The following is a 325-nucleotide window of genomic DNA, read 5'->3' as shown; positions in this document are numbered from 1 at the left end:
AAAACGTCGTGTGGTCCGGGACCGACAGTTCCAAGCCGAGCAGGCGCATGAGCGAGCCCAGCAAGCCCTCGGTTTGCCGCCACGGCCGGCCGAACGCCAAGCGCAGCATCAGCCCGGCTTCGACCGCGATGTCCGCGTAGCGGGAAGGCCGGCCACGCCGCCCCGTGGCGGGTGGCGTCCACGCGGTGATCGCCTCCGGCGTCACCCAGATGGTCAGGTCTCCGCGTCGGCGCAGCGCCGCATCGTAAGCTGCCCAGTTCTCAACCCGATAGCGGGCCTTCGGGATCTTGTGACGACGGCTTTCGTTCGCCTTGTACGGCATCCG

The 325-nt window shown here is 68.6% G+C and carries 1 protein-coding gene; it reads right to left on the bottom strand.

Annotated elements, in window-relative coordinates:
• The coding region (locus EJ903_RS26605) for a transposase (RefSeq protein ID WP_174237367.1) at positions 1-322 on the bottom strand (322 nt) is incomplete at its 3' end.
• Positions 323-325 lie beyond the last annotated feature (3 nt).

This window comes from Azospirillum griseum (assembly GCF_003966125.1).
In the GTDB taxonomy this organism is placed as follows: Bacteria; Pseudomonadota; Alphaproteobacteria; order Azospirillales; family Azospirillaceae; genus Azospirillum; species Azospirillum griseum.
Note: the sequence above shows the minus strand (reverse complement) of the source record. Positions and strands in the feature narration are given on the sequence as shown.